The following is a 22,639-nucleotide window of genomic DNA, read 5'->3' as shown; positions in this document are numbered from 1 at the left end:
AAAGCCCTTGACAGCGGGGTGAAAGTACCGTAGATTTCGCGCTCCACTTTGCAGGTGGCCTCCAGATATTGGAGCCTTTTGTGAAGACCTGTCCCCATCGTCTAGAGGCCTAGGACACTGGCCTTTCACGCCGGTAACAGGGGTTCGACTCCCCTTGGGGACGCCATAAATTCGTAGAGACGATTTTGTTGGTTGTTCTGGATTGCATCTGCAATCATACCGTGCCTATCCCTGCGATCTCAGCCAATCTCATAAATACCCTGTTTTCAAGCCGCCGCTTTTGCATCATTCATCTATAGATTTGATTTACACCAGTAAGCCCAATCTATATCTTTAAGCTTTTAACCTAAAAAGATCAATTTACGCTGTAGCGTGATTCACCTGACAGGTGACCATGTGCATCGAAGCTATTTTCTACAAAATCAGGAACCTGCTATTAGAATGGAGCGGCCAACTGATTTTCTAGGTTCAATATCCGTAATAAGCAACTCATTTGGGTATGCTTTTCTGGAGACAATTTTTATATGAAAATGAACGACCCGTTCGGACGCATGCAAAGACGTCATCAACAAGGCTATGAGATGATGCGGGATGCACTTCGCGAGGCAGAGATCGATTCGCCCGTTCAAGCAGAGGAAGCTATCAGGCAGGCATGGAAACGCGGGTTTAAGTTTATGGGTGTGGGTATGCTGGTACTGTTGTTTATACTCTTATTTATACCCACCGCAGCACCGCTGATTCTTGTGTTGGCAATGCTAATGGTGGTCTGGGTGGTCAGTTCAAACTTAAATGGTCAGAAATACATCAAGCGTTACATTGAAGAGGAGCTGAAACGCTGATGCAGCTTGTGACATATCAGCTATATCAAATTTCAGTTAATTAATACTTTGATAAAAACCATACCTCTGTTTTTAAGAGTAAGCTGATTACAAGTTTTATATTCTTGGTAGGGTGGGGCCATGCCCCACCAAAAGGCGCTAGAAGATTAAGGTTTTTAAGTCAGTTTGAGTGTTTATCAATCTAAAATACGCTTTGATAAATAGATTGTTTTTCGGGCTTAAAGATTGGCTTTAAATTTGAAAAAAGGTTGTATACAAAGTAACCAATAAGTTGTCTCAATAAATAGGCTTAACAATCGACCCAATCAAGGGTCTGCATTATGTATTTCTTTATTAATCATGTGATGTTTTTCGATGAGTGAAAAGAGTAAGGATAACCAGAGTCAGAGTACAATTGTGCTATGGATTGCTGCTGCTATTTTGTTAACTGCGGTCTGTTTGGTGGCGGTTTACAAGGCATGGCCTATTCTGTTTCCAGAGATCAGTCAATCAGCTGCAGTTGATCCTCAATGCGACCTACGTCAAGGGTCCTGCGTATCCTCAATAGAGCCTGATATAAGGATTAGTTTTTCAATCGAACCCCGAGAGATACCTCTGGTAAAACCTTTGAAACTGCAAGTTCAGGTTAACGGTGTTGATGCAGACAAGGTGGAAGTGGACTTTACCGGTGTCGACATGAATATGGGTTACAACAGGGTGGTCATGCAACAGCTTGAGTCAGGTCGCTACGAAGCTGATGGCATGATACCTGTCTGCGTTAGAGACTCGATGGAGTGGGAGGCCAAAGTATTGATTACTACCGAGCAGGGAGTGCTGTCAGCGCCCTATCGTTTCATTACTGTGCGGCCGGGAGTATCTTTGCCCTGAGTGTTAACCTGTTTTGCTGAAATTTTATGTTTTTAGCTGTTCAGGGATTGCCTGAACTGCAGATGATGAGTCACGGTGTAATTGATTATTTATAAATATAATGAATATTGGATTGAATCTGGCATTCATTTAATGGTCATGCTGAAACACAGGCTCCGCCCGCGCTTTGTCATACTCTGATAAGAGTTTGAACTCATTACTATCGCTCAATTCCCTTTTAACTGATGACAGTCACTGTCATTTGCTCTACTCCTGTGTTAAATACTTGCCCTGCTTGTGGATACTAAAATTCCCACAACAGGGCAGAACGTACCCGGTTTGAATATATTGCAGCGCAATAACCAATCATGCGATACGACATGAATATAAAGCAACTGCAACAAACCAGGATTATAAAATCATAAATACTGAACTTGGAAACAGCGGCTAGACCGTTGTTTTTGTTCAGGGCAGAAAACACGGAGGAATCCAAATATGGCCTTCAAGAATCGCCTGCATAGAAGCGAACTGGCTGTACCGGGCAGTAATCTACGAATGCTTGAAAAAGCGCCGCACTCTGGTGCTGATCTTGTATTTATCGATCTGGAAGATGCGGTTGCACCATCTGACAAGGAGCAAGCCAGAAAAAACGCAATTGAAGCACTCAATAATTATGACTGGTCGAATTGTTCGGTATCGGTCCGAATCAATGGCTTGGATTCCCATTTCTGTTATCGCGACATTGTTGATGTGGTGGAACAGGCAGGGGACAAGCTGGACACCATTCTGGTGCCGAAAGTTGGTCAACCTTCAGATCTTGAATTTGTGGCGCTTCTAATGGAGCAGATTGAAGCGGCAAAAGGGCTCAAGCAGATCAATATGCATGCTCTGATCGAGACGGCAATGGGGATGGCTAACGTAGAAGCGATAGCACAAAGCTGTCCAGATCGACTCGAGGCTCTGGTGTTCGGTGTGGCAGATTACGCTGCATCCACTCAGGCGCGAACCGTCAGCATGGGCGGCGTCAATCCTGACTATCACGTGTTGGCCGATGCGGATGCTAGCGGTAACCGGCAGACATACCTGGGAAATCAATGGCACTTTGCCATGTCCCGTATGATTGTGGCCTGTCGGGCCTACGGTTTACGTCCTATTGATGGGCCATTTGGTGACTTCAGTGATCCCGAAGGATATTTGGCAGTGGCCAAATCTTTTGCGGCACTGGGTGGTGAGGGTAAATGGGCCATTCACCCTGCTCAGATAGAACTGGCCAATCAGGTGTTCACGCCGAGTGATGCGGAAGTGGATCGCGCGAAACGAATTATCCAGGCGATGGATGAGGCTGCCGCCAAAGGATTGGGTGCAGTCAGTCTGGATGGTCGCATGATCGATGCTGCCTCCATTCGACAGGCTGAGGTGCTGCTGGAGAAGATGGCTCAGGTTGAGCGACTGACCAAGCCGGGGGTCGCTGCGTGAACATCCATGAATATCAGACCAAGGACCTTTTTCGTCAATATAAAATTCCTGTACCCGAGGGTCGAATGGCCCATTCAGCCAATCAGGCCCTGACCGCGGCCGAACAGCTTGGTGGTGAGGGTTGGGTAGTTAAGGCTCAAATACATGCAGGGGGACGAGGAAAAGCCGGAGGAGTGCTGCTAGCCAAGAATCTGGATGAAGTGCGTGAGCATGCTGAAAAGCTACTTGGCAGTCACCTGATTACCAAGCAGACCGGTGAGCAGGGGCGTATGGTCAACCGTGTGCTTGTTGAGCAGTTACAGGATATCCAGGCTGAATACTATCTTGGTATTGTGATCAACAGGGCTAACCAGCGGATCACTTTGATTGCCTCTGCCGCCGGGGGTATGGATATCGAGGAGGTTGCCGCCTCCACTCCGGACAAGGTCATTAACGAGGTGGTTGATCCCGCAGTAGGTCTACAGGATTTTCAATGCCGCAAAGTGGCTGCAGGTATCGGTCTTAGTGGTAAGCAGATAAATGCTGCTGCACGCATCATGAAACGTCTCTATCGCTGTTTTCGCGATAAGGATGGATTGATGGCTGAGATCAATCCGTTAGTATCCACTGGGGATGGGCAGTTTTTGGCTCTGGATGCAAAGATGTCCTTTGATGGTAATGCTCTGTTTCGTCAGCCTGAGATTGCCGATCAACGGGATTTCGATGAAGAGGACCCGAAAGAGGTTGAGGCGTCTGGCCATGATCTTAACTACATTGCACTGGATGGCAGCGTTGGTTGTATTGTCAACGGTGCCGGTCTGGCCATGGCAACCATGGATGCGATAAGCCTCTATGGAGGGCGGCCTGCCAATTTTCTCGATGTAGGCGGTGGTGCTTCACCCGAGAAGATTGCCAACGCCTTTCGAATCGTTCTGGAAGACCCGAATGTCAAAGTTTTGATGTTGAATATCTATGCAGGCATCAATCGCTGTGACTGGATAGCAGAGGGTATTGTCAAAGCAGTCGCGGATCAGGAGGTGAATGTACCTATCGTGGTGCGACTGGCCGGTACCAACCTGGAGGAGGGGCGGAAGATTCTGGCCGACTCAGGTTTGCACTACATACATGCCGATCGTTTGAGTGATGCGGCTGAGAAGTCAGTTAAAGCACTTGCAGGAGGGGCGGCATGAGTATTTTGGTCAACAAGGATTCCCGGGTCATCTTTCAGGGCTTCACCGGTCAGCACGCCACTTTTCATGCCCAGGAAGCGATTAGTATGGGCACCCAGGTGGTCGGCGGTGTCACCCCTGGTAAGGGCGGTCAAACACACATCGACAGGCCAGTATTTGACACTGTTACAGATGCGGTGGAGCAGACGGGGGCGGATGTCAGTGTGGTTTTTGTCCCACCTGCATTCGCAGCAGATGCCGTAATGGAGGCGATTGACGCGGGAATCAAGGTGATTGTGGTGATTACCGATGGTGTGCCTGTACAGGATATGGTCAGGGTGAAACGCTATCTGATCGGTCATGACGCCATTATTATCGGGCCTAATACTGCAGGGGTGATCACCCCTGAAGCGTGTAAGGTCGGAATCATGCCGGCTCATATCTACCGTAAAGGACGAATCGGTGTGGTCTCCCGCTCCGGTACCCTCAATTATGAAGCGGTGGAACAGATGAGTGAACTGGGGCTGGGCATCTCTACCAGCATCAGCATCGGTGGTGATCCGGTCAATGGCTGTGATTTTCTGACCCTGATGAAGCAGTTTGCTACAGACCCTGAGACCGATGCGGTATTGATGATTGGTGAAATTGGTGGATCTCAGGAGGTCGAGGCGGCAACCTGGGCAAGAGAGCATATGCAAAAACCACTGATCGGGTTCATTGCCGGAGCTACTGCACCTGCAGGTCGTACCATGGGACATGCTGGAGCCATCATCTCTGGCGAAGACGATACGGCCCAGGCCAAAATGAAACGTTTGGCTGAGCTGGATGTTCACGTGGTACAGAATGCGGCGGAGATTGGACGGACTGTTGAAGAGAGTCTGGTGCAGCAGGAGTGTCCCGCTTAGGCTCTGTTTGTGTCGATTCCATCTGACTCCTTTTATTGAATATCAATGGGTTAGGGGTTATATAGAGTGGTTGGACAAGAATAGGATTGATGCCAGGGAAGGTGTCCGGAATCAAGTAACAGTGGATCTCTGATAGAGAGCGATAGGAGGAGTGGATTGATTACGGATTAATCGCACAGCCCTCAAGACTGGATGGAATAGTAATCCTGGCTTGTAATTGGCGTAGAATAGGAGGAATATTCCTCAAATTCACCACAGGAACAGGTTTGGTGAGATGAAAAGGCTTCTGATACTCAACAGCAAGGGAGGCTGTGGAAAAACAACTATCGCGACCAATCTGGCGGGTTACTACGCCTCGGCCGGGACGCCGACTGCATTGTTCGATTATGACCCTCAGGGCTCCAGTCAGCGCTGGCTTGACCTTCGTTCTGAAGAGTTCTCCAATATTCATGGTGTATTTGCGGCTAAGCCAACTCAAGGGGCTGTCACGCGGGCTTTTGCCCAGCGGGTTCCAGGGGAAACAGAGCGAGTTGTGGTGGATACACCGGCTTCAATGAAACGCCTCGATATGATGGACATGCTGCGCAACGCCTCAGCGGTGATTGTTCCGGTACTCCCATCAGCGATTGACCGCCATGTGACGCTGGATTTTCTTCAGGAGCTGACCACACTATGCCGTCAGATGGGTATCAATATACCTGTGGGAATTGTGGCCAACCGGGTTCGTTTAAACACTCGTGCGTTCAAGCAACTACAAGAGACCCTGGCTCTACTGGATATCCCTCTGGTTGCTTTTTTGAGAGATACTCAAAACTATGTCCATGCCGCAGAGAACGGTTGTGCCATTGTAGAGCTCAAAACAGCCTCGATGAAAAAAGACCGTCAGCAGTGGCTGGAATTGATCAACTGGTTGGAAAGCAGCCATACGCCACCCAGGGTTCATTCGGCCAATAAGGCACAAGCTGGACTTGGCAGTTAATTCTTCTATATTTTCTCTCTTACCCTCTTTTTTTACTTTCTACAGGACCCGACGATGACAATCATTGGAACACCCTTTTCATCTCATGCAACGAAAGTTCTTCTCTGTGGCTCAGGGGAGTTGGGTAAAGAGGTTGTCATTGAATTGCAGCGTTTCGGTTGTGAGGTGATTGCTTGTGATCGATATGAAAACGCACCGGCAATGCAGGTGGCAGATCGCTCATATGCCTTTTCAATGCTGGATGGTGATGAGTTGAGAAGAGTGATTGAGATGGAGAAGCCTGACTATATCGTGCCTGAAATAGAAGCGATTTCCACAGACACTTTAGTTGAGCTTGAAGGGGAAGGCTTTAATGTGATTCCCACTGCTAATGCGGCAAAACTGACCATGAACCGTGAAGGCATTCGCAGGCTTGCAGCGGAAGAGTTGGGTATCCCAACATCCAACTATAAGTTTGTCGACAATAGAGCGGACTTTGTTGAAGCGGTCACCTCAATTGGTATCCCCTGTGTGGTAAAACCGATTATGAGTTCATCAGGCAAAGGTCAGAGCACCATTAAAAGTGAAGCTGACATTGAGAAGAGCTGGACCTATGCGCAGGAGGGTGGTCGTGCCGGGGCTGGACGGGTCATTGTAGAGGGCTTTGTAGATTTTGATTATGAGATCACTCTGTTGACCATACGCCATATAGACGGTGTCAGTTTCTGTAAACCGATAGGTCATCGTCAGGAGGATGGGGATTATCAGGAGTCGTGGCAGCCACAACCAATGAGTGATAGCGCATTGTCTAAAGCCAAAGAGATTGCTGAGAAGGTAACCGGTGCTTTGGGTGGACGTGGTATTTTTGGCGTGGAGCTGTTTATTAAAGGGGATGATGTCACGTTCAGTGAAGTATCTCCCCGCCCACATGATACCGGTATGGTGACGATGATCGCGCAGGATCTATCGCAATTTGCGCTACACGCCCGCGCAATCCTGGGTTTACCAATCCCAAATATCATGCAACATGGTCCATCGGCATCTGCAGTCATTTTGGTAGACGGTGAATCAGATAAAGTCCGCTTTGGAAATCTCGAAACTGCACTTGCTGATGCGGATACTCAACTTCGACTTTTCGGCAAACCTGAGGTAAAAGGCAAACGTCGAATGGGGGTGGCATTGGCGCGTGGCGGGGATATTGAACAAGCTCGGCAGAAGGCGATGAAAGTGGCTGCGGCGGTTGAAACTGAGCTCTGACATTTTCTGAGAACTATTTTCTTAGCTGTAGTATCGATTACTCATAAATAATTTATGTATGAGTTTAAAAGGCGATTTTTTTATTGCTTGTATTACGCTCTCTCTTAGCTAGGCAGTTGGTGGGGCATGGCCCCACCCTACACTTATTCTCAGGGTTAAGTTGGTGGGGCATGGCCCCACCCTACAGGTGTTCTCAGGTTTAAGTATATCAATGGGTGGGGTGGGGCCACGCCCCACCATCACTAAGGGTAGCTCCATCCTATGTATATTAAATTGGGTAGGGTGGGGCCATGCCCCACCATCACGCATCGTAATTATAAGAAGATTGCTATCCCCACCCATGGGCTGCTGATATTAACCGGATAGCTCTATATATTCTTACAACTATCAACGGGTTTGATTGATACCGTGCTTTCTTAGTTTTCTATAGAGGGTGTTACGACTCATTCCCAATGCTTCGGCAGTTCTTGAAATGTTCCAGCCATTGTTTCCCAAGGTGGCGAGAATGACTTGCTGTTCAGCGGACTGAAGCGGATTGTCTTCTTCGTCCACTTCTTCAGGAAGAGGTTTTTCGAAGGATTGTTCCTGGGTCAATGGTGCTGCCTGTTGTTTTGTTTCTGGCGGTGGTGGTGGCGCATAATCAAGATTGAAATCATCCAGCTGTAGTTCGCCAGTTTCACATAACGCGATTGCAGTTCGTATGACAAAGCGTAGTTGGCGTAAGTTGCCTGGCCACTGGTAGCTCAGAAGGGCATCCATCGATTGTTTGGAGATTTTTAATGCGGTACCGGTATCGTTTTCTGCTTCCAGAACCTTGACGATGATCCTGCTCAAGTCCTCTCTGTCACGCAAAGGGGGAAGATCAAGGGTAATACCATTCAGACGGTAGTAGAGGTCTTCCCTGAATTCACCGGTATAGACCAGTTTGCGCAGGTCGCGATGGGTTGCCGTGACCACATGAAGATCCACTTTTACAGGTTGATCCCCACCCAGGGGTACTACCTCCTGGGTTTCCAATACACGTAACAAGCGTGACTGCATTGTATGGGGCATATCTCCTATCTCATCCAGGAACAGGGTGCCACCGTCGGATTCGATAAACTTACCACGTCTTCCATCCCTGCGGGCTCCGGTAAAGGCTCCTTGGCGATAGCCGAAGAGTTCACTTTCGATCAGGGTCTCAGGTATCGATGCGCAGTTAAGTGCCACGAAGGGCTTTTCACGGCGATCACTGGCCAAGTGGATAGCCTGAGTGAAAAGCTCTTTACCTGTGCCGGTTTCACCATGTAAGAGAATAGGTATGCGTTTGTTCATTACCCGCTTGGCGCGGCGGGCAGCCTCTTTCATAAACGGGTCTTCTCCCGCGAGTACAGATAACTCGCAGAGCTCGCCGCGGCAATCATCAGGATTGGTTTTGGCTGGTGGTATCGATAGCTCTCTGTTATCGCGACGGATTTTTTCTTTATATTGGAATAGGTGTCCGAATAGCTGCCTGCCGTTGCGCTGATCCTGGAAATGAAAGATGCTGTTGTCTCCGTTGGAGGCTTGCTGCAGCATCTTGTTAAGATCCTTACTGAGGACAAAGTCTATATTTTGATTCAGTAGTTGCTGGCGGTCGCTAATGCCAAGGATCCTCAGTGCACTTCTGTTGATTGCGCATACCCGGTTTTCCTCGTCGATCGCCAACAGGCCTTCAGAGGCGAGTCCGAGATGATTCACTTGCTGGTGGAAACGCAGTATTCGCCATTTTCTCATGTAGTGCAGGAAATACTGGTTCTCAATGATCTGTGCAGAGTTCGCGACCAGTGCCCGTGCCAGAACCTGAGCAGAGGTGCTGTCTTCATTGCTGCAACAGGAGGCATCCAGTACTGCCAGGAGGTTACCATGGGGGTCGTGGATCGGTGCGGCGGAACAGGTGAGGTGTATATTCTGGGTGAGGAAATGTTCGTCCTTATGTACGGTGAGCGGTCTACCCTCGGCGATACAGGTGCCTATGCCATTGGTGCCGACATGGGATTCCCCCCAGTTTGCGCCTTCCCAGAGTCCTGCTTCTCGAAAGTCATCAATAAGTCGGTCACTGGTGAGATGATTCAGTATAACCCCATCATTATTGGTGAGGATGAGTGCATAGCCTGATCCTTTAAGAGAGCTATGCAGATTGAGCATCTCCGGCTCAGCCAGATGTAAAAAGCCTTCAAAACGCTGGCACAATTCTCTTAGGGCTGAGGCATCGACCACCGCAGGCCTGTGCATATGTAATGGATCCAGTTCATCATTAACGGCACATCTGCGCCATGATGTCAGAATCTGTCTGGCCAACGGCGAATCATCCGGTGATTTTTCGTCGGCGAGTACATTAAAAATATTTTGTGCGTGTTGACGTTGTAGGTGTCTACGAGCCATCTACTACATCCTCCATCCCCACTTTTCAGCGAGGCTATATATTATTTTTCAGGCAGCAACATGCTGTATACAACTGCACTGGCATTTTTCACACAAATCACTCCTTTCGTGATGACTACAGCTTTGCCACCGATAGATGATCGGGGCGACGTCACGATTCCATGGATAACTTCTTGGGCTAAGCAAGGGCTGATTATCACTATCTGTGACCGTAATCAGCCCTCCTTGGAACTAATCACCCTACGATGACTGGTGTAGTTATTACGACTGCAACTTCAGCGACAATCGTGTAAATACTCCCAGTTCTATCCCGGTTGATCTAATCAAGTGACACGCTTATCTGTGAAAACTGGGGTCTTGATCCGGCAATTTCTGAGTCAGATCCGCAGATAAATTCGATACCACCTAGTGGGAATGTTGTGATATGCCTTTTATTAGTAATCAGCTGAAGTCTAGTCAAATAGTTGGATTACAGCAAACTACAACTGTAATGAACCCCAAATAGTTTATCGTTGTCTGGCGGTTATTGGATGGTTCTGCCTGTTATGGGTTGATCCTATGATTAATGGGTAAATGTTCTGCCCTGACTGATCGTTGTGCACTCTCCAGCCCACATATCGAGCTGAACATTCTTATTCCGGATTCTCTACAACGCTGTAACTGTAACCTCCTGTAACGAAACCGATACACCCTTTGTTGTTATCTGATACCTGCAAATTTTGGGCGCTATCTCCAAACTGACCTGAAAAAAAATAATCTATAAATATCAGATAGATAAATTGTTTTTGTATGTGGCCTGGGTCTTGCTATAGATGTTTGAAGGAGGGTATGGCGGCGCCAGGGCGTTCGGCCTTGCCGACCATCCAGAGACGATCAACCACTTTCGGGGAGGAGAAATAAATATGATATTCCCGCTGAAAACTAAGGCCTTAAGCGCAGCTACGGTAGTTACCGTACTGAGTGGAGGTTTAAGTCTGAGCAGTATGGTTCAGGCCGGGGTCACCCAGGCTGATATTGATAATGATGCCAAGACTACTGGAGATGTGGTCAGTTGGGGCATGGGTCAACAGGGCCAGCGATATAGTCCACTTAAAAAGATCAACAAGGGCAATGTGAAGAAGCTGGTGCCAGCTTGGAGTTTTTCCTTTGGTGGTGAAAAGCAGCGCGGCCAGGAAGCGCAGCCTGTGATACATAACGGTCGAATTTTTGTGACAGGCTCATATTCACGTCTGTACGCAATCGATGCCAAGAGTGGTGAGGAGTTATGGCAGTACGATCATCGCCTGCCCGACGGTATTTTGCCTTGCTGTGATGTTATTAATCGTGGCGCAGCCCTCCACGGTGACCTGGTAATCTTCGGTACCCTTGATGCCCGCCTGGTGGCATTGGATCAAGCTACCGGTAAGGTCAAGTGGCGCTCAAAGATCGATGATTACAAGGCTGGCTACTCATTCACCGCGGCACCCCTGATCGTGAAAGACATGGTAATCACTGGTGTTTCCGGTGGTGAGTTCGGTGTCATTGGTCGTGTGGAAGCACGAGATGCCAAGACTGGTGAGCTGCGTTGGATTCGTCCCTCTGTTGAAGGACACATGGGCTATATCTGGAAAAACGGCGAAAAGAAGGAGAACGGGATCACCGGTACTACCAATGCAACCTGGCCTGGCGACATGTGGAAGACAGGCGGTGCTGCTACCTGGCAGGGGGGTACTTACGATACTGAAACTGATCTGATCTTCTACGGTACTGGCAATCCTGCGCCTTGGAACGCCCATATGCGTCCAGGGGACAATCTCTATTCCACCTCTACCCTGGCATTAGATCCAGATACCGGCAAAATCTCCTGGCACTACCAATACACACCCAACGATGGTTGGGACTATGACGGTGTAAATGAGTTGGTCTCCTTCAATACCGGGGGTAAGAAGCTGGCGGGTCACGCCGATCGCAATGGCTTTTTCTATGTCCTTGACCGTACCAACGGCAAGTTGGAGAACGCTTTTCCCTTCGTTACCCGGGTCGATTTTGCCAAGGGTATCGATATGAAGACTGGTCGTCCTATTGAGACCGGACTTCGTCCCGGCGATCCGACTAAAACAGGGGATGGCAAGAAGGGTGATTCCATCTTCATTGCCCCCTCTTTCCTGGGTGCAAAGAACTGGATGCCAATGGCATACAGCCCCGATACAGAGCTGTTCTATGTGCCAGCCAACGAGTGGGGTATGGATATCTGGAATGAGCCTGTGACCTACAAGAAGGGTGCTGCCTATCTGGGTGCAGGTTTTACCATCAAGCCGCTCTATGACGACTATATCGGTGCGTTGAGAGCGGTAGATCCAAAAACTGGAAAGATCAAGTGGGAGTATAAGAATAACGCGCCTCTCTGGGGTGGTGTTATGACCACTGGTGGTGGATTGGTTTTCACCGGAACACCCGAGGGCTATCTCAAAGCCTTTGATGATCAGACTGGTGAGGAGCTATGGAAGTTTCAAACCGGTTCCGGCGTTGTCGGGTGCCCTGTCACCTGGGAACAGGATGGCGAGCAGTTTATCGCTGTACCTTCAGGTTGGGGTGGCGCAGTTCCGCTTTGGGGTGGTGATGTGGCCAGTAAGGTCAAATTCCTCAACCAGGGTGGCTCACTCTGGGTGTTCAAGCTTTCCGGAGCCTGATTACTGACGTAAAGGGGCGACGGGTAGTTGCGCTATCCGTCGCTCACTATTAATCGACTTACCCCGTAAGAATTTTATCGGTGTAGTTTCACAAGGGCGGCACGGTCGCTCACTATGTTTTAATTTTTTGACGGAGTTTTTTATAAATGCGTCTTCCATCACTCAAGCTCGCCGCTCTCGCGACAGTCCTCTGGGCCGGAACACTATCAACGGTCTTCGGTCATGGCGATGTCGCACCTCAACCTGTTGACACCTCTGCACTGAAACAGTTGGGCGAGGAGTGGCTGGAACTGAATCCATACCCTGGAGATGACAAGGCTATTGAGATTGGCTCTTCTGCCTATAATCAAAATTGTGCGCGTTGTCATGGCCTGGGTGCAGTCTCTGGCGGTATTGCTCCGGATCTGCGTAATTTGCCGCCTGATGAAGAGGGTGACGCTTGGTTTATCATGCGTTTACGCAATGGTGCAATCCGTAATGGCATAACCTATATGCCATCTTTTGAAGGCATTCTCTCCCAGGAAGCCATGTGGTCGATCAGGGCTTGGTTGGTGACCCTTGAAGCAGATCAATAACCGGTTAGTTGGAGGATATAAAATGCGGCAATTATTGAATGCTGTGGTGATGGCTGCCATGGCTGCATGGTGGATAAGCTCAACTTCAGTAGTCCATGCCGAGGAGGGCGCTACTGCCCTGCAACGGATTCAGGAACGGGGGGTGCTGGAGGTGGCTGTATATGCCGATTTTCCACCCTTCTCCTATCGCGGTGAGAAAGGTCGTATTGTCGGTATCGATATTGAAATTGCTCATGCCCTGGCTAAACGGTTGGGTGTGGTAGCAGCCATCAGGGCTGTGGGCGCAGATGAGAATATGGAGGACGATCTGCGAAATAATGTCTGGAAAGGACACTATCTGGGGGGAGGTGTGGCCGATGTAATGCTACATACCCCGTATGATGATGCATACGCAGAAGAGAATGATCGGGTCAGCTTTATCGCCCCCTACTACCGGGAGCAGATTGTGATAGCTGTGGCAGCTGATAATCCGGGTCGTGGGTCGCCGTTGGAAATCTTCACCCGTGAGAAGGTCGGTGTCGAGTTGGACACCCTTGCCGATTTCTATCTGCTGAGCGCCTATAGCGGTCGAATTCGTGATCAAGTGGTTCACTTCCGTACCATGAGCGAGGCTGTAGAGGCTCTCAAAAAAGGTGAACTGAGTGGTGTTGCCGGACCTCGGAGTGAGATCGAGTTTGCCCTTGGTGATGCACGCCAATCCTATGCGGTCGGGCCTGTTCAGATGCCAGGTATGCGCAGTAGTGGCTGGGATCTTGGTGCAGCAGTGAAGCAGGGTAATGAGGATCTTGCCCAGGCACTCGATCGGGCTATGATTGAGGTGCGTGAGAACGGTGAGTTGGAATCTATTTTTCAAAGCCATGGTTCCAGTTATCAGTTACCAAGCCGAGTGGTGCGCCTGCAGCCTGAAAATTCAGGGGTCGTTGCCTACAGTGATGATACGAAACTCTGTCAACGTCGCCCTTAGCGCATCTCTGCTACTGATTGCACAAGCTGCCGTCGCGGATCTGGCAGGAGCGTATCTCCTATCGCTAGAGGATAGTGAAGGTCGGAAACTACCACTTGCCCAGGTTCAGATTCGACCGCAGGGTGCAGATTTCAGTTATCAGATAGATTGGCACGAGACCCAGTTTGAGAATCACTTTCTTTCAATGCGGCCATTCAAATGTCTGCCCCATGCTCAGCGCATGATATGTCGTCTGCCTTATCCCTATCAGTTGAATCGACGCATTAGCGAAAATGATTTAACCGATCTTGAGTACGATCTTCTATTCCTGCACAAGGCGCCAGGTGAGTACGGTATAAATGGCTGGAATGGTCTCTACTACAAGTTGCATAGCGGGGGCGGTGGCCTGCTGGGTGAGTTGCAGGAGACCGATCTTAATGTGTTGCAGGCCCCTCCTGAGGATGGCGATCTACGCCCCATCGATCCAATGGAGATACATCCGGCATCAGATAACCTCTGGCCCCGCCGCATACTGATCGAACCTTCTGAGGCTGTTGTTAAATGAGGTTCAGACCTGTTTGTGCACTCTATCTCCTGCTTGGATTGGCAACTGGTATAAGCACTGCAGACGAAAACCGAGACCCATTGGACTCTGTGATGTGGCTTGAGATGCATAAGCGTCTGCTCAACAGCGAACCTGTGGTGTTCGACGACCGGGTGCGTGTTTCTGCTCCCGCAGTTGCAGAGGACTCACTCAATCTACCGGTCTGGGTAGATGCATCTGCACTGGGTAAGGTGCAACGTCTGATGATCTTTGCTGAACTCAATCCAATTCCAAAAGTACTCGAAATGGAGCCTGTCCAGGCTTCACCTCGTGTTGGCGTGCGTATCAAGTTACAGCAGGCCACCCCCGTTCGTGCTGCCGCACAGACAGAGGATGGGGTATGGCATGTGGGTGGGATTCTGGTGGATGCGGCAGGTGGCGGCTGTACTGCGGCCAGTCTCGGTAGTGGCTCTTCTGACTGGGCCGATCGGCTGGGAGAGGTAAGCGCCCGTCTTTGGTGGCGAGAGGGTTACAGTCGTCTGCGGGCGCATATCATTCACCCTATGGATACGGGGCTGGTTGCCGGTATACCTGCCTTCTACCTGGAGCAGCTGGAGTTACATGATGCTGATGGCGCTCTTATCAGCCGTATTTCTCTGTTCGAGCCTGTAGGGGAGAATCCGTTACTGACTCTGGATCTGCCGAAACTCAATCAACTCACTCTTGAAGGCCGCGACAACAACGGTAACCCGGTCGCAGCTCTGATCACCCATGATAGTGCTGGAGAGGGAGTGGTTAAGTGAGGTATCTGTTACTGCTGTTTCTATTTCTCTCCTGGTCAGCTGTGGCAGTAGAAAAAGATTATCGACTTGAACCTCTGAAAGTGGCTGAAGCTACCTATGTATTGGTGGGGCTGAATGAACATTTCAATTTTCGAAATGGTGGCAATATCGTCAATACCGGCTTTATTGTGACAGAGGAGGGGGTGGTTGTGATCGACAGTGGCCCCTCCTGGTTGTATGGCAAACAATTGAAGGCTGCCATCGCCCGGGTGACCTCTAAACCTATTATTCAGCTCTATATCACCCATATGCACCCGGATCACTTTCTTGGTAATCAAGCCTTTGAAGGTATTCCGATTGCCGCTTTAGAGGAGACCAGGGAGAGTATTCGTCTGCTTGGGGAGACCTTCAACGACAATCTATACCGCTTGGTCGGCAGCTGGATGAAAGGCACCAGGGTGGTTATTCCCACACATCGGGTTGAACCGGGTATCAGAGAGATTGGTGGGCACCGCATACGCCTGATCGCCTTGCAGGGTCACACTGGGGCCGATCTGGCGCTGCTTGATGAGACTACCGGCGTGCTGTTCGCCGGAGACCTGGTGTTTCACGGCCGTACACCAACCACGCCTCACGCTCACCTCGACCACTGGCAGCATGCATTGAAGCAACTGCATGAGCTTGAATTCAAAGTGTTGGTGCCAGGTCATGGACTACCCCTTGCGAGTAGTGATGCAATTTCAGAGACCTCAGACTATCTGAGGTGGCTACATGATTACCTGGCCAAAAAGGCTGAGTCAGGGGCGGCTATGGCTGAATTATTGCAGCCTGAGGCACCTGACAAAGTAAACAAGCTAGCGGTATTTGCAGACGAGTATCCCCGCTCTCTGAGTCATCTCTATCCGGCATTGGAAGCAGAAGCTCTGAAACATGGTCTGGTAGAGCAGAAGGAGTGAGTCTGTTGTCACAGGTGCTCAGCCCCCTGTTTCTGCTGATCGTGCTATTCCCCATGGGGGTGATCGGAGAGTCCGCTCTTTTCTCTGATCAGGGTTACCGTATTTCTCACTACCGAAGCCCTCTACCCCCGACTCCCCCGCATGGGGAGCTTTTGGATACTCAACAACTCTCTAAGCTGATACAGAGCTCAGATCCATTGCTGATTGATCTCCTCGCCATCACGCTGCGACCTGAAACTGCCCAATTTGGCCTCTCCTGGTTACCCGCATCTCCACGAAAACATATACCAGGCAGTATCTGGTTGCCCAACGTCGGCTATGGTCACCTGGAACCCTGTATGCAAGCCTGGTTCGAGCGCAGTCTGCATCGTCTCACTGGTGGTGACCTGGCGCGTCCAATGGTCTTTTATTGTGTGACTGATTGCTGGATGTCCTGGAACGCAGTCAAGCGGGCCTCTGAGTTGGGTTACCGGAATCTCTACTGGTATCCCGAAGGCAGTGATGGTTGGGCAGAGGCTGGCTTGCCGCTGGTGTCGGGTGAACCAGAGCCTCTGCCGGGAATGGGTGGGGGATTGGCCGATACCCTGTTCGAATGTCCCGCAGTTGATCTGAGTAGGGCTCTGGAGATGGGAAATGATAGTGAACGAGATGGCGTGCTACTCTTTTTCGAGACCGGGCAATGCCCATTCTGTCGGCGTATGAGGGCGGGCGTGTTGGCCGATAAAGGGTTGATCACCGAATATCGGAAAAAATATATCGCAGTTGCTTTGGATATGGAGAGTGAGCAGCCGATGACAGATTTGGATGGCAGTTTAACCAGTGCCAAAGCCCTGGCGCATAGCTTGGGTGTGGTGCGCACGCCAACCATGGTATTTTTAGATGGCCGAGGTGAGGAGCGATACCGCCACTCTGGTCTGATTGCCGATCCTCGGCGATTCCTGGCCCTGTTAAACTATGTCAGTGGCAATCATCAGGATAGCCTCAGTTTTAAGGAGTATTTTTCCAGTACTAAAGATTGAATGCGCTTCTGGTTCAAAGAAGTTAGAGAAGCCTCATGGTTCCAAGGCGACTAACTCAAATTCAATCCGGCCCCCACTGAATACACTGCCTGACATGGGCTCCTCCCGAACAAGTTTTACCAGGCCAACTCCCGGGGCATACCACTCACGGGTGTTGATCAGGATATCCTGATACCCTTCACGACCATCCGCATAGAGGGTGAGTTGAGCCTCGCCTTCGACCAGCAGACAATCTTCGAAGCGACCCGCTGGGACATCCGCCACGGCATCCAGGCGGGTAATCTGATAGGCCATTTTTAGGGCGCTACCTCGAGTCAGGGTCTGTTCGTAAGGGCTGATTCGTCGCAATACATAGGGGTGGGTTAGATTGTTCCAGCTGGTACCTGGCTTATAGGGACGCTTCAATACCCAATGTGGATCCGGGTCTCTGTTTGGTTCACTCTCCACGAGCGTCCGTTTGGCACTGCGATAGATGCCCTCTTCAACACTGCGGATGTAGTAACGGGTACCCTCATCGGTGATCCTGACCCTGTGTGGAATATCGTTCAGAGATTCGATATCTCCGTTGTGCTCAACAAATTCACGGCGCTCTGTCCGTCCAGCCACTTCGGTAGTGACACGATAGATCCAGCGCATACCCGGCTCGAGTGGGAAGTAACTCTCCTGAGGCGGGGAAGGGGGTTGTCCGCAACTTGTAAGCAGTGATAGAACGAGGCAACCAATGATTGAAGCAGATTCTCTCATGGTTACTTCTCAGGTAGAGCCGGGTCGGGCAGACTATAGATCTCTATCTTCTCTCTTCTCTCTCCCATACGGGTGTAGTCCCGGGGGAGACCGGCAACACCTCCGCTGCTGCTTACCCGTCCCAACTGAACCACCCCGTTACGCATGTTCCTAAGGGCATCCTGTAGGTTATTGTGCAGTTCCTTCTCATAATTTACCTGGTATGCACGCGGCCGCTCGTCAGGTTCACCATCAGTCAGATCAGTGATCCAGACAAAGATGGTGCCAGGTGAACCACTGCGCTTGTCTGGCTCTTCGATGACCGCTGCATGCAGCTGGAAGCGTATTGGCAGGCTGCTGCTGACAGGCCAGCCCTGTACATCTCGCCAGCCCTGAAAACTGACAAAGTAGAGAGTGCTGGCTACAACAATCAGCAGTAGTTTTAAACTCCAGTGGAGCGGTGCGCGTATCAGGGTCAGGGAGATAAGAGCAGTGAGTGCCACATATGCCAGCACCAGTAACATGGTGGATTCCGTCACAGCTTTCTAACCTCCACGATTGATTTGGGTAAGGTGTTGATATCGAAGACCTGGCCATCTGGGGCGATATTGAATCTGAGCGCAGTTTTCTCCTCACCCAGACGATCCAGCCGCAGAGTGGCGTAGTGAAGAATCTTCAGTGCAGGATTGACCTCTGCCAGGGAGACTGTTACCGGTACAGGCTGCAGGGTCTTGCTGTTGTAGTAGTGGACGTTGACCACATACTCTCCGGGAGGACGACCTCGCAACGTGACTACCTCCTGATTAAGGGGGTTCACAACTGCACGACCATCCACCACCAGGCTGTCATTGGCCAGACCCCGGTCATCCCGGTCCAGATGCAGCAAGCCGGCCTGGGGCTGTTTGAACCAGACCAGCTGGCCAGCTGGACCCTCCACCCAGGTATCTATGTCATCCGGGTTGTTGTCAGGCCAGGTGACAGTAATGATGAAGTCAGCCTTGGGATTGATGGTGCCAGACTTGGCGGGTGGATTGAGGAACATCAGTGCAACTAGAAAGAGAAAGGTAAAAGCCAGCAGTGCATTGAACAGCAGGTCGGTGAATGGGTCGGCATCAAAGCTGCGATGTTGACGAAACATAGCCATTTCTCAGTGCCCTGATCCACTACTACTGTTGAGTCCTGTCTCCGCCAGGTGGACAGCTGCCGCCACCAGACGATCGGCAGCTCGGTCGAGCATCAGGTACTGCAGTCCCAGAAGCATGCTGCAGGAGAGGCCGAGCAGGGTGGTATTCAGGGCGATGCCCATGCCGCCGGTCATGCGTTGCAGCAGTCCCTGGATATCAGCCAGATCAAAAGACTCCAATGCTGCTACCGGAGCCAACATCAATACAAAACCGACGACAGTGCCAAGCAATCCCAGTTTGATCAGCAGACCACTTACAAACCAGCCTGCTTCATGCTGACCCCGCGCCTGTTCAGCCATCACCTGTGCCAGTAATTGACAATCCCTGTTGCCTGTCTGGTCGCCTTTTTGATTGGGCTTGGTCAACACACCGCGCAGAAACTCACCACTCAGAGAGTCATCCAGCATGGTGGATTCCCGAGTTATCTGCCGCTTGGAGCTTATTAAGCCACTGTAGATGCGTGACAGGGACTCCTGCTCCACCGACAGATAGAAACTGCGTAGTGCACAATGGCCGCTTGCAGCAAGGAAGATCACAGAGATCATTAAGGTAATACGGGTGGGATCGGAGATCAGTATCCGTTGAAGCATGCCCTGATCCCATAGTACCCAACTGGCAAACAGAATCAGTCCAGCCAGCAGCAACCACCGTAGCAGTAGACTATAAGCGGGGACAGAGGCAGTCATTCTGTTGGTGAAACCTTTTCATTGCACATCCAATGATAGTAGCAAGGGACATGCCTTATCGCTTGCCCCGAGGATTCTGTTTTAACGCTGATCCACTGTTTCGGCTTGTATCACTTGTGGTACATCCGCTTCGAATATGAACAATCATGCCGGGAATGGTTAGGTCAGTTGCTGGGGACTGGCCAGACATGGCTCTCTTATGTCGGGCATGAATGTTGCTATTTCATCTTATTAACCCGGCGACTAAGTATGTCGTCTTCAGGGTTTCAAGCCTGTCCTTGTCAAGAGAGCAACACCGAGCAAGGGCAGGCTTGAAACCCCTAGCAATATGATTTTTAAAAGAGAGGCCGAAGTCAACATACTTAGTCGCCGGGTTAATAGATTGCAGGTCTGTTTATAACCTGAAAAGATCAGCTGTAGAGAGTGAAGCGGAGAACTGATTTTTTTGGGTCTAAGCAGACTGCCAAGGGTCACTTTTCACTGGCGTGGGAAGTGGCAGAGTAGATGATGGAAATAGTCCACCATCTCAGATTCGGAAAACAGCGACCAGGAGAGAGAGACCATGAGAAGGTTTTTGACGTACCTGAGCGGCTTAATCGTTGCTCTAGTTACGGCGACCGCACTACAGGCAGAAGATGAGCAGATGCTCGATCTGGCTAATACCAGAGGATGTTTTATCTGCCATCGGGTGACGCCGGACAGCAGTGGCGAAAAGCCTCTGGCGCCTTCATATCAGGAGGTGGCGGTACGCTATCGCAATGACGGCAAGGCCTTCGATCAATTACTCGACCGGGTAGTTCATGGTACTGCCTACCGGGAACAACAGTGGGAAGGCAAGGTGGCAATGCGCTTTATGCCACCGAATGTGAATGTCTCCCGCGATGAAGCTTCGGCATTAGTGCGCTGGATTCTAGATCTGGAGGTGGATGAAGAAACCGTTCAGCGCCTGCAAAGACACGACAATATGTTGCGTCTTTCAAGTCTCAGCGGCTGCAATATCTGCCACCGGGTAGATCCTGTCACCGAGACCCGTGTGGTTCCTCTTGCTCCGTCGTTTCGTGAAATAGCGGGCCGATACCAGAATGTGAAAACTGCTCAGGATGATCTCCTGGATTCAGTTCTCAAGGGTACACAGGGCGGTACCAAGATGTGGCATAACGTCAATATGCGTTTTATGCCGCCGAATGTGAATGTACGCAAGCAAGATGCCGCTGCTCTGGTTGAGTGGATACTCTCCCTCGACATCCAGAGACTGCCTCAACATGCCCGAGTGCCACTCAATCGTCCACCAAGTAAGCAGTAGGGTAATAACCTAAGTATCAATTTAAACGGCTGCTGGCAGAGAGGTGTGGACCTCTGATTCATAGCTCTTTGTCAGCAGTCGTCTCTCATTGCGGGGAGGTGCCGTCAGAGCTTGAACAAGCCTGGTTTGGGATGGTATATCACGAATTGTGATATAAAATCATAAATAATCATTTTTCATAAGAATGATTCTCTCCCATACTTTTGATCAATATTCGATTTTAAACTTTTCATGAGGAGTTTGAGGCTATGCATCAGACCGCTGTTGATCAATCTACTGAAGTATCCCCCGGGGTTCACTTCGACGAAGAGGGTTTTCTGCTCGACCATCAAGTATGGAATGAAGAGGTAGCTCGCGATTTAGCCCGTGAAGAGGGTTTGGCGGACTTGGGTGAGCAACATTGGCAACTGCTTCACCATATCAGAGATCGCTACATCAACCTGGGTGCGTTACCCAATATGCGTCTTGTATGTCGTGCTACTGGAATCCCCAGACATAAGGTCCACCATCTGTTTGGAAGCTGCATCAGTATCTGGCGGATTGCCGGGTTACCCGATCCGGGTGAGGAAGCAAAAAGTTATCTAAGCTGAAGATCAGGGTGCGGCTGTGCCGCACCCTGACAAGCCTGCCATACACATAATTCGGCATATTTAGTTGCCGGATTGATAGGTTCGGTTACGTGATTCTATCAGTGTCTGGTACTCATCCGGCGCTATGATCTGTCTCAGGTCGATATAACTCCCACTTTCAAACTCCTTGAGTCGCAATAAGGTTTCCAGGATTCTTTCACCAGCCTGTAGTGGTGACAGGATAGTACCATCAACTCTTGCTTGCTGAAGTCGTTGTAGAGCTGGGTACTCATTGCTGTCCGCCTGGGTGCAAAGATAATCCATCATATCGGATTCAATAAGTCCCGGTGCGATGGATGTAATGTGTGTATCTGGAAACTCATGGGCGTAGAGACGCCCCAGCATATTCAGCGCAGATTTTGAGAGTGCATAACCACCCCAACCCTTATTGCCAAGCACGGCAGCTCCGGAAGAGAGAAGCAGTATCTGGTCGATTTGGATTCTGGAATTCAGTAACCAGTCCAGGATGATCTTGTTTGGCCAAAGATTGACATCCATGACATGGCGTAACTCCTCCAGGGAGGTTCTGCTGATATGTTTTATCTCGCCTAGCATGCCAGCGTTCAATACAACCAAGTCAAGCGTCTCAACTCCTGACAGCAATTTATCCAGCATCTCTGGAATAGCGACAAAGTTTGTCAGGTCACATTGGATATCGAGTAGATCGCCCTGTAGATTACAGCCCCTCCGACTAACGCCATGAACACGATATCCATGAGCCAGGAGTACTTCAGTGAGCCCATATCCGAGGCCACTGCTATTGCCTGTAATCAACGCATTTTTTTTAACCATAT

At 50.2% G+C, this 22,639-nt stretch carries 22 protein-coding genes and 1 tRNA gene; 17 read left to right on the top strand and 6 right to left on the bottom strand.

Features of this window, described 5'->3' with window-relative positions; all coding sequences use genetic code 11:
- Window positions 1-90 precede the first annotated feature (90 nt).
- From AC4IE7_RS03320 to purT, 8 genes are all read left to right on the top strand, one after another.
- Window positions 91-166 (top strand) — tRNA-Glu (locus tag AC4IE7_RS03320).
- Between the two features lie 358 nt (window positions 167-524).
- On the top strand, window positions 525-839 hold the full coding sequence (locus tag AC4IE7_RS03315; protein ID WP_490775383.1) for a hypothetical protein: 315 nt from the start codon (window positions 525-527) through the stop codon (window positions 837-839).
- Between the two features lie 354 nt (window positions 840-1,193).
- Entirely contained in the window at window positions 1,194-1,706 is a 513-nt protein-coding gene (locus AC4IE7_RS03310; RefSeq protein WP_490775382.1) for a hypothetical protein, read from the top strand.
- 474 nt (window positions 1,707-2,180) lie between these two features.
- Complete coding sequence (locus AC4IE7_RS03305; protein ID WP_490775381.1) at window positions 2,181-3,161, top strand: HpcH/HpaI aldolase/citrate lyase family protein; 981 nt, start codon at window positions 2,181-2,183, stop codon at window positions 3,159-3,161.
- Entirely contained in the window at window positions 3,158-4,330 is a 1,173-nt protein-coding gene (gene sucC, locus AC4IE7_RS03300; RefSeq protein WP_490775380.1) for an ADP-forming succinate--CoA ligase subunit beta, read from the top strand. The genes AC4IE7_RS03305 and sucC overlap by 4 nt, the downstream gene beginning before the upstream one ends.
- Window positions 4,327-5,214, top strand: coding sequence for a succinate--CoA ligase subunit alpha (gene sucD, locus AC4IE7_RS03295; protein ID WP_490775379.1), 888 nt, complete (start codon window positions 4,327-4,329; stop codon window positions 5,212-5,214). Before sucC ends, sucD begins: the two co-directional genes overlap by 4 nt.
- Before the next feature lie 274 nt (window positions 5,215-5,488).
- Window positions 5,489-6,193, top strand: coding sequence for a ParA family protein (locus AC4IE7_RS03290; protein ID WP_490775378.1), 705 nt, complete (start codon window positions 5,489-5,491; stop codon window positions 6,191-6,193).
- Between the two features lie 54 nt (window positions 6,194-6,247).
- The gene (gene purT, locus AC4IE7_RS03285) at window positions 6,248-7,429 is read left to right on the top strand and encodes a formate-dependent phosphoribosylglycinamide formyltransferase (protein WP_490775377.1); all 1,182 of its coding nucleotides are present in this window, start codon (window positions 6,248-6,250) and stop codon (window positions 7,427-7,429) included.
- Window positions 7,430-7,816: 387 nt separating this feature from the next.
- Here the strand turns inward: purT and AC4IE7_RS03280 are convergent, their stop codons facing one another.
- Window positions 7,817-9,832 (bottom strand): sigma-54-dependent Fis family transcriptional regulator, encoded by a 2,016-nt coding sequence (locus tag AC4IE7_RS03280; protein ID WP_490775376.1) that lies wholly within the window; start codon window positions 9,830-9,832, stop codon window positions 7,817-7,819.
- An 812-nt stretch (window positions 9,833-10,644) separates the two neighbouring features.
- Between AC4IE7_RS03280 and AC4IE7_RS03275 the strand changes: the two genes are divergently transcribed.
- From AC4IE7_RS03275 to AC4IE7_RS03245, 7 genes are all read left to right on the top strand, one after another.
- Window positions 10,645-12,501 carry a methanol/ethanol family PQQ-dependent dehydrogenase gene (locus tag AC4IE7_RS03275; RefSeq protein ID WP_490775375.1) on the top strand — a complete coding sequence of 619 codons (1,857 nt, stop codon included), beginning with the start codon at window positions 10,645-10,647 and terminating at the stop codon, window positions 12,499-12,501.
- A 146-nt stretch (window positions 12,502-12,647) separates the two neighbouring features.
- The gene (gene pedF / locus AC4IE7_RS03270; protein WP_490775374.1) at window positions 12,648-13,076 is read left to right on the top strand and encodes a cytochrome c-550 PedF; all 429 of its coding nucleotides are present in this window, start codon (window positions 12,648-12,650) and stop codon (window positions 13,074-13,076) included.
- A 22-nt stretch (window positions 13,077-13,098) separates the two neighbouring features.
- Window positions 13,099-14,040 carry a substrate-binding periplasmic protein gene (locus AC4IE7_RS03265; RefSeq protein ID WP_490775373.1) on the top strand — a complete coding sequence of 314 codons (942 nt, stop codon included), beginning with the start codon at window positions 13,099-13,101 and terminating at the stop codon, window positions 14,038-14,040.
- The gene (locus AC4IE7_RS03260; RefSeq protein ID WP_490775372.1) at window positions 14,006-14,584 is read left to right on the top strand and encodes a hypothetical protein; all 579 of its coding nucleotides are present in this window, start codon (window positions 14,006-14,008) and stop codon (window positions 14,582-14,584) included. The genes AC4IE7_RS03265 and AC4IE7_RS03260 overlap by 35 nt, the downstream gene beginning before the upstream one ends.
- Entirely contained in the window at window positions 14,581-15,366 is a 786-nt protein-coding gene (locus AC4IE7_RS03255; protein WP_490775371.1) for a quinoprotein dehydrogenase-associated SoxYZ-like carrier, read from the top strand. The genes AC4IE7_RS03260 and AC4IE7_RS03255 overlap by 4 nt, the downstream gene beginning before the upstream one ends.
- Entirely contained in the window at window positions 15,363-16,301 is a 939-nt protein-coding gene (locus AC4IE7_RS03250) for a quinoprotein relay system zinc metallohydrolase 1 (RefSeq protein ID WP_490775370.1), read from the top strand. The genes AC4IE7_RS03255 and AC4IE7_RS03250 overlap by 4 nt, the downstream gene beginning before the upstream one ends.
- Entirely contained in the window at window positions 16,298-17,320 is a 1,023-nt protein-coding gene (locus AC4IE7_RS03245) for a thioredoxin fold domain-containing protein (RefSeq protein WP_490775369.1), read from the top strand. Before AC4IE7_RS03250 ends, AC4IE7_RS03245 begins: the two co-directional genes overlap by 4 nt.
- A 33-nt stretch (window positions 17,321-17,353) precedes the next feature.
- On the opposite strand, the gene AC4IE7_RS03240 is transcribed toward AC4IE7_RS03245, so the two are convergent.
- The 4 genes from AC4IE7_RS03240 to AC4IE7_RS03225 are packed head-to-tail and all read right to left on the bottom strand — an operon-like array spanning window position 17,354 to window position 19,913.
- Complete coding sequence (locus AC4IE7_RS03240; RefSeq protein ID WP_490775368.1) at window positions 17,354-18,064, bottom strand: hypothetical protein; 711 nt, start codon at window positions 18,062-18,064, stop codon at window positions 17,354-17,356.
- 2 nt (window positions 18,065-18,066) lie between these two features.
- Window positions 18,067-18,582: a hypothetical protein gene (locus tag AC4IE7_RS03235; protein WP_490775367.1), complete on the bottom strand. Its 516-nt coding sequence runs from the start codon at window positions 18,580-18,582 to the stop codon at window positions 18,067-18,069.
- On the bottom strand, window positions 18,579-19,181 hold the full coding sequence (locus AC4IE7_RS03230; protein WP_490775366.1) for a DUF2135 domain-containing protein: 603 nt from the start codon (window positions 19,179-19,181) through the stop codon (window positions 18,579-18,581). The genes AC4IE7_RS03235 and AC4IE7_RS03230 overlap by 4 nt, the downstream gene beginning before the upstream one ends.
- A 9-nt stretch (window positions 19,182-19,190) precedes the next feature.
- A complete protein-coding gene (locus tag AC4IE7_RS03225) occupies window positions 19,191-19,913 on the bottom strand; it encodes a MotA/TolQ/ExbB proton channel family protein (RefSeq protein WP_490775365.1) in 723 nt (240 codons plus the stop codon).
- A gap of 562 nt (window positions 19,914-20,475) precedes the next feature.
- On the opposite strand from AC4IE7_RS03225, the gene AC4IE7_RS03220 reads away from it, so the two are divergent.
- Window positions 20,476-21,216 (top strand): c-type cytochrome, encoded by a 741-nt coding sequence (locus tag AC4IE7_RS03220; protein ID WP_490775364.1) that lies wholly within the window; start codon window positions 20,476-20,478, stop codon window positions 21,214-21,216.
- A 248-nt stretch (window positions 21,217-21,464) separates the two neighbouring features.
- A complete protein-coding gene (locus tag AC4IE7_RS03215; RefSeq protein WP_490775363.1) occupies window positions 21,465-21,806 on the top strand; it encodes a TusE/DsrC/DsvC family sulfur relay protein in 342 nt (113 codons plus the stop codon).
- 60 nt (window positions 21,807-21,866) lie between these two features.
- On the opposite strand, the gene AC4IE7_RS03210 is transcribed toward AC4IE7_RS03215, so the two are convergent.
- Window positions 21,867-22,637 (bottom strand): SDR family NAD(P)-dependent oxidoreductase, encoded by a 771-nt coding sequence (locus tag AC4IE7_RS03210; protein WP_490775362.1) that lies wholly within the window; start codon window positions 22,635-22,637, stop codon window positions 21,867-21,869.
- Window positions 22,638-22,639: the final 2 nt, after the last annotated feature.

Source organism: Candidatus Thiodiazotropha sp. AKAK3, from assembly GCF_058244645.1.
Note: the sequence above shows the minus strand (reverse complement) of the source record. Positions and strands in the feature narration are given on the sequence as shown.